Annotated in this window: 6 protein-coding genes and 1 pseudogene; 5 read left to right on the top strand and 2 right to left on the bottom strand. The window is 72.3% G+C overall.

The genetic code is table 11. The annotated features are described in order from the left end of the window. Positions 1-113: 113 nt before the first annotated feature. On the top strand, positions 114-1,433 hold the full coding sequence (locus E1283_RS29925; RefSeq protein ID WP_132821302.1) for a multicopper oxidase family protein: 1,320 nt from the start codon (positions 114-116) through the stop codon (positions 1,431-1,433). Between the two features lie 45 nt (positions 1,434-1,478). Then, positions 1,479-2,756, top strand: coding sequence for a geranylgeranyl reductase family protein (locus E1283_RS29920; RefSeq protein WP_132821301.1), 1,278 nt, complete (start codon positions 1,479-1,481; stop codon positions 2,754-2,756). Positions 2,757-2,763: 7 nt separating this feature from the next. Here E1283_RS29920 and E1283_RS29915 read toward each other — a convergent pair whose 3' ends face one another. Next, positions 2,764-3,255, bottom strand: coding sequence for a carboxymuconolactone decarboxylase family protein (locus E1283_RS29915; RefSeq protein ID WP_132821300.1), 492 nt, complete (start codon positions 3,253-3,255; stop codon positions 2,764-2,766). A gap of 92 nt (positions 3,256-3,347) precedes the next feature. Here E1283_RS29915 and E1283_RS29910 point away from each other — a divergent pair, with 92 nt between their 5' ends. Together E1283_RS29910 and E1283_RS29905 are read left to right on the top strand one after the other, a co-directional pair. Next, positions 3,348-4,343: a pirin family protein gene (locus E1283_RS29910; protein ID WP_132821299.1), complete on the top strand. Its 996-nt coding sequence runs from the start codon at positions 3,348-3,350 to the stop codon at positions 4,341-4,343. Further along, positions 4,340-4,681, top strand: a complete 342-nt coding sequence (locus tag E1283_RS29905) for a GNAT family N-acetyltransferase (RefSeq protein ID WP_132821298.1) — start codon at positions 4,340-4,342, stop codon at positions 4,679-4,681. The genes E1283_RS29910 and E1283_RS29905 overlap by 4 nt, the downstream gene beginning before the upstream one ends. Positions 4,682-4,853: 172 nt before the next feature. Here the strand turns inward: E1283_RS29905 and E1283_RS29900 are convergent, their stop codons facing one another. Then, entirely contained in the window at positions 4,854-5,456 is a 603-nt protein-coding gene (locus tag E1283_RS29900; RefSeq protein WP_132821297.1) for a hypothetical protein, read from the bottom strand. A 246-nt stretch (positions 5,457-5,702) separates the two neighbouring features. Between E1283_RS29900 and E1283_RS29895 the strand changes: the two are divergent. Then, positions 5,703-6,089: pseudogene (locus E1283_RS29895) on the top strand (flavoprotein); the annotation flags it as partial. Between the last annotated feature and the right edge of the window lie 88 nt (positions 6,090-6,177).

The following is a 6,177-nucleotide window of genomic DNA, read 5'->3' as shown; positions in this document are numbered from 1 at the left end:
GTGCATGACCGTCTCCGAGGACGAGGCCCGCCGGGTGGCCGAGGGCGCCAGGCAGCGCGAGTGGCGAGGACCGAGCTTCGCCCGCGAGCTGTTCCTGGGCCGGGCGATCGGCCATCACCACCGGCGGCGATGCCGACACCTGGGGGTACAACGGCGCCCTGCTCGGCCCCACCCTGCGGGTGCGCAGCGGCGAGCAGATCCGCGTCAACGTCCGCAACGACCTCGACGAGGCGACCACCGTGCACTGGCACGGCATGCGGCTGCCCGCCGCCTGCGACGGCGGCCCGCACCAGAAGATCGAGCCCGGCGCCACCTGGTCCCCGACCTGGAAGGTCTTCCAGCCGGGCGCCACCCTCTGGTACCACCCGCACCCGCACGGCAGCACCGAGGTCCACGTCTACCGAGGCCTCGGCGGCATGCTCCTCGTCGACGACGACGAGACGACGAGTGAACACCTCCCGCACCGCTACGGCCAGGACGACATCCCCCTCATCGTCCAGGACAAGACCTTCGACGAGTTCGGCAAATTCGTCGAGGCGGACCGCCGCGGTGTCGGCATGCTCGGCACCACCCTGCTCGTCAACGGCGCGGTCGGCCCCACCTTCCAGGTCACCTCGGAGCTCACCCGCTTCCGGCTGCTCAACGCCTCCACCGCCCGCAGCTACTCCTTCGGCTTCTCCGACGACCGCCCGTTCCACATCATCGCCAGCGACGGCGGCCTGCTCGACGCCCCGGTGTCGGTCGACCGCGTCAGGCTCACCCCCGCCGAGCGCGTCGAGATCGTCGTCCGCATGGCCCCCGGCGAGCGCGTCGTCCTGCACTCCTACCCGCAGGACCTCGGCGCCCCCGGCATCCCGACCGGCGCCGACGACCAGTTCGACGTGCTGCCGCTGATCGCCGCCGGCAAGCTGCGCCCGTCGCCCCAGCTGCCGCACCGGCTGACCCGGGTGCGGCGGCTCGACCCCGGCACGGCCGTGGCCACCCGCGACTTCGAGCTGCGCAGCGACCGGATCAACGACGAGCACATGGACATGGCGAGGATCGACCAGGTGGTCACCGTCGACACCGTCGAGATCTGGCACGTCACCAACGTCAGCCTCGTTCCGCACAACTTCCACGTGCACGGCATGCAGTTCCAGGTGGTCAGCGTCGACGAACAGCCGCCGCCGGCCGAGCTCGCGGGCTGGAAGGACACCGTGTTCGCCCCGCCCGGCGTCCAGCTCCGGCTCGTCATGCGGTTCGCCAAGTACAGCGACCCCGACCTGCCGTACATGTACCACTGCCACCTGCTGTGGCACGAGGACGCCGGCGTGATGGGCCAGTTCGTCGTGGTCAAGCCGGGCGAGGAAGCCGGCACCGTCACCACCGGGCTCGACTGGCCGCACCCGGACACCCCCCCGCTGCCACCGTCGCACGACGGCCTCCATGGTTGACCCGGGGCCGGCCGTGGGTAGCCAGAGCCTCGGAGGTGCGTGCCCATGGCCGACAGCCGGAACGTGACCGAGACCGCCGACGTCGTCGTGGTGGGTGCCGGCCCGGCCGGCTCCGCCGCAGCGTACCACCTCGCCCGGCACGGCAAGGACGTGCTGCTGCTGGAGAAGTCCGAGTTCCCCCGCGAGAAGGTCTGCGGCGACGGCCTGACGCCCCGCTCGGTGCGCCACCTGATCCGGATGGGCATCGACATCGACGCCCCCGGCTGGCACCGGACGCGCGGCGTGCGGTTCTTCTCCCACGACACGCGCGTCGAGGTCGACTTCCGGGAGAACACCCGCTACCCGGGCTTCGGCCTGAGCCGCTCCCGACACGACTTCGACGAGATCCTGGCCCGACACGCCGCCGAGGCGGGGGCCAGGCTGTGCACCGGAACCCACGTCACCGAGCCGCTGCTCGACCGCGCCGGCCGGGTCACGGGCGTGGCCGCCCGGGCCGGCGGCGAGCCGGTCGACTACACGGCGCCGCTGGTGATCGCCGCCGACGGGGTGTCGGCGCGGCTCGCGCTGGCGCTCGGCGTGCAGCGGCTGCCCAACCGGCCGATGGCCACCGCGATCCGCCGCTACCACCGCTCGGCGGCCGGCCACGACGACCCGTACTTCAGCATCTGGGGCGACCTCGACGTGCGCCCCGGCGGCCCGCCGCTGCCCGGCTACGGCTGGATCTTCCCGATGGGCGACGGGCGGGTCAACGTCGGCCTCGGCCTCGTCCACGGCGCGCCCTCCGGCTCGACCGACACCCGCCGGCTGCTCGACGACTGGATGCCGCGCACTCCGCGTGAGTGGGGCCTCGACGACCCCGCCTCGATCGACGGGCCGGTGCGCGGCGCCGCCCTCCCCATGGGCTTCAACCGGCTGCCGCACTACACCCGCGGCCTGCTGCTCGTCGGCGACTCGGGCGGCATGGTCAGCCCCTGGGCGGGCGAGGGCATCGCCTACGCCATGGAGGCCGGCGAGCTCGCCGCCGACGTCGCCGTCACCGCGCTGGCCCGCCCGGCCGGGCCGTCCCGCGAGTCCGCGCTCCAGCGCTACCCCCGCGAGATCCACCAGCGCCTCGGCCGCTACTACCGGCTCGGCAACGTGTGGGCGGCGCTGCTGAGCCGGCCCCGGTTCACGTCCTTCCTCAGCCGCCGCCTCATCACCTCGCCGCCCGTGGCGCGCGTGCTGACCCAGCTGATCACCAACACCACGGACGACGGCCGCGACGTGGCCGACCGCCTCATCAACGCCCTGGTCCGCGCCGTCCCGTCCCGCGCCCCGCGCTGACGCCCGGCTACTGCCTCGGGGCGGCGGCCCGCACCGGGTGCTTGCTCAGGATCGAGACCCGGTTGAAGGCGTTGATGGTGATCGCCACCCAGATCGCCGCGGATATCTCGTCCTCGGTGAGCTCGCGGCGGGCGGCCGCGTAGGCGGCCTCCTGCGCTGCCGCGTCCGCCGGGTGGGTGGTGGCCTCGGCCAGCGCCAGCACGGCGCGTTCGCGCGGGGTGAACAGCTCGGTGTCGCGCCAGGCCGGCAGCACGCCGAGGCGCTGGGTGGTCTCGCCGCCGCGCAGCGCGGCGCGGGTGTGCAGGTTGAGGCAGAAGGCGCAGCCGTTGAGCTGGGAGACCCGCACGTTGACCAACTCGACAAGACCCCGGTCGAGGCCCGCCTCGGCGGCCGTGGCCCTGACCTGCTCGGCCGCCTGGACGAACGCCTGGTACGCGGCCGGGCTCCGCTTGTCGACGAACACCCGCCGGCCCGTGGCCCGCTCCGCCATGTCACTCATCCCGTCTCCTTCGTCTGCTGGCACAGTGGGCCTATCATCGAGCCGTGGTCGTTGGTTGAATATGAAACCACATGGTGAGCGGAGGACGTCAGGTGAGCAACGTCGAGCTGAAGCCCACGGAGGTGCGGTGTGGAACCGAACCGGAGCCGGAGGCCGGGCCCGCGCGGGTGGAGGTGCTGACGGCCAGGTCCGTGCCGCTCGGCGGCCCCCGGGCGATGACCGTGCGGCGCACCCTGCCGCAGCGGGCCAGGACCCTCATCGGCGCCTGGTGCTTCGCCGACCACTACGGCCCCGACGACGTCGCCGAGTCCGGCGGCATGGACGTCGCCCCGCACCCGCACACCGGCCTCCAGACGGTCAGCTGGCTCTTCAGCGGCGAGATCGAGCACCGCGACAGCATGGGGAACCACGCCTACGTGCGGCCCGGTGAGCTCAACCTGATGACCGGCGGCCACGGCATCGCCCACTCAGAGGTCTCCACCGCACGCGCCACCCTGCTGCACGGCGTGCAGCTCTGGGTCGCGCTCCCCGAGGCCGACCGGAACGCGCCCCGCGACTTCCAGCACCACGTGCCGTCGCCCGTCGCGCTGGACGGCGGCGAACTCCGGGTGTTCCTCGGCTCGTTGGGCGGCGTGACCTCCCCCGTCCGCACCTTCACCCCGCTGCTCGGCGCCCAACTCGTCCTGGAGCCAGGCGCGTCCGTCACCCTCGCCGTCGATCCCGGCTTCGAACACGGCGTCCTCGTCGACCAGGGCGTCGTGCGCCTCGGGGAACAGGCCCTTGAGGCCGCCGAGTTGGGCTTCCTCGACGTCGGCGCCCACGAGCTGACCCTCACCAACGAGACGGCGGAGCCGGCGCGTTCGATCCTGCTCGGCGGCCCGCCGTTCGGGGAGGAGATAGTGATGTGGTGGAACTTCATCGGCCGGAGCCACGAGGACATCGTCCGGGCCAGGGAGGACTGGGAACACGCCGCCGACCGCTTCGGCGCCGTCGCGGGCTACCCGGGCGACCGGCTGCCGGCCCCCGCCCTGCCGAACGCCACCATCACCCCGCGCCGCAACCCCGCGCCGAAGAGAGGCCAGCGATGACCGAGCCCGCCGACGAGACGCCGCGCGTCGAGCACGCCCCCGACCGCCACCGCTACGAGATCAGCCTGGCCGGCGAACTCGCCGGCTTCGCCGCCTACCGCGACCGCGGCGAACAACGCGTCTTCTACCACACGGAGATCGACGACGCCTTCGCCGGCCACGGCCTCGCCTCGATCCTCGTCACCGCCGCGCTGAACGACGTGCGCGAGACGGGGAAGCGGATCGTGCCGGTCTGCCCGTACGTCGCCAAGTACCTCAAGAAGCACGACGAGTTCGCCGACCTCACCGACCCGGTGGACCGGGAGGCCATCCGCTGGCTGCGGGAGCAGCAGGGCTGAGCCCCGCCCTCCTCAAGCGGGTGTCACAGGTTCGAATCCTGCCGGGGGCACCGGTTCAAAGGGTGTGCACGCACATGGTGATGCCGATCCGGGAGTGACGGAGGATCCCCATCACGACGCGGGGCGCGACGCCAGCTACCCGCAACGTAAGCGCGTATCGCCAGGCGCCAGGTCAGAGAAGGTCCCGCCAGAAGGGAACCGTCGCTTGCGGGGCCCAGCTCCCATCGACCTCACCCCGTGCCTCGTCAAACTCCTGGTGCAGGTAGTCGACCAGGTCCAGCCCGTAATAAATGATGTCGGTCTGCCACAACGAGAGCACCGGATGCCCGAAGGCTCCCCGGCCGGCGGGCAGGTACCGGTGGGCGTACACGGGCACCAGCACCGGCACATCCAGCAGATGATGCCGGGCCGCATCCAACGCCGCTGACCCGTCAGACGGACGCTCACCCCAACCCTCGTACCAGAACCCGTTGTGCTCAACATCGAGCAGAACACCCTCGACCGGCCAGTCGAGTTGCCGACGCAAGCTGTCCAGATCGCCGCCACGCCACTCCGGCCACGGCCTGGACCAGGTCTGCCCCTCCTCGGGTGGCGCGTTGACCGGAAGGCCAGCCGCGAGAAACGCCCGGTGATCGTCCGCGAACTCGAAGCCGTATTCGCGTTCGATGCACTCGAACTCGGTGTCCGTCAGCCCGGGCTCGAACTCATAACGGCCTGTCTCCGCCAGACGGCGTGCGGCCTCCCCACCCCGACGTACTCCCTCATAGCTGATCACCACCACACGCTAGCGCCAACCGAAGCCCACAGTCATCCAGGTTCCGCGCGCTCTGCCGCCGGTGGCGGGCGCGGTCGGGAGTCGCCGGGCACCGCCACCAGAAGGCCAACACCCGGCCGCTCTCGCGCGCCACATGGTCGAGCGGCCCGTCCAGCCGGCCACCCCGCCCGGTCGTCACCACATCGGCGTGACGAAGCCGTCGACGCCCTCGCCGAGGCCGAGTGGCCGGCTCCCGAAGAGACCAGGGTGTTGTACCTCATCGCCTGCGCGGCCGGCCCCGCGCAGTACCTCGACCAGGGCGTTCGGCGGGCGCGGGCCGCCGGGTGGGACGTGTGCCTGATCCTCACGCCGTCCGCCGCCCGCTGGTGGGAGCCGCGGCTCCCGGAGCTCGCCGAGCTGACGGGGCATCCGGTGCGCTCCCGGTACAAGCTGCCCTGGGAGAAGGACGTGTTGCCGAAGGCGAAGGCGATGCTGGTGGCGCCGCTGACCACCACCAGCGCCTGCAAGTGGGCCGCCGGCATCACCGACACCGTCGCGCTCGGCCTCCCCGCGGAGGGCGTGCGTCTGGGGGTGCCGGTGGTGGCCATGCCGTTCTGGTCCACCGCGGCGCGTCTTCTGCCGTGTCGGGATCGCTGACGCCTCCGCCGTCGCAGGGATGGGCACACCTTCGCGCGAGTTCCTTGGGTTTTCCAAGGAACTCGCGAACGGGCCCGCCCCGCCC

Source organism: Streptomyces hainanensis (assembly GCF_004348415.1).
Taxonomy (GTDB): Bacteria; Actinomycetota; Actinomycetes; order Streptomycetales; family Streptomycetaceae; genus Streptomyces; species Streptomyces hainanensis.
This window is presented reverse-complemented; position numbering and strand designations above follow the sequence as displayed.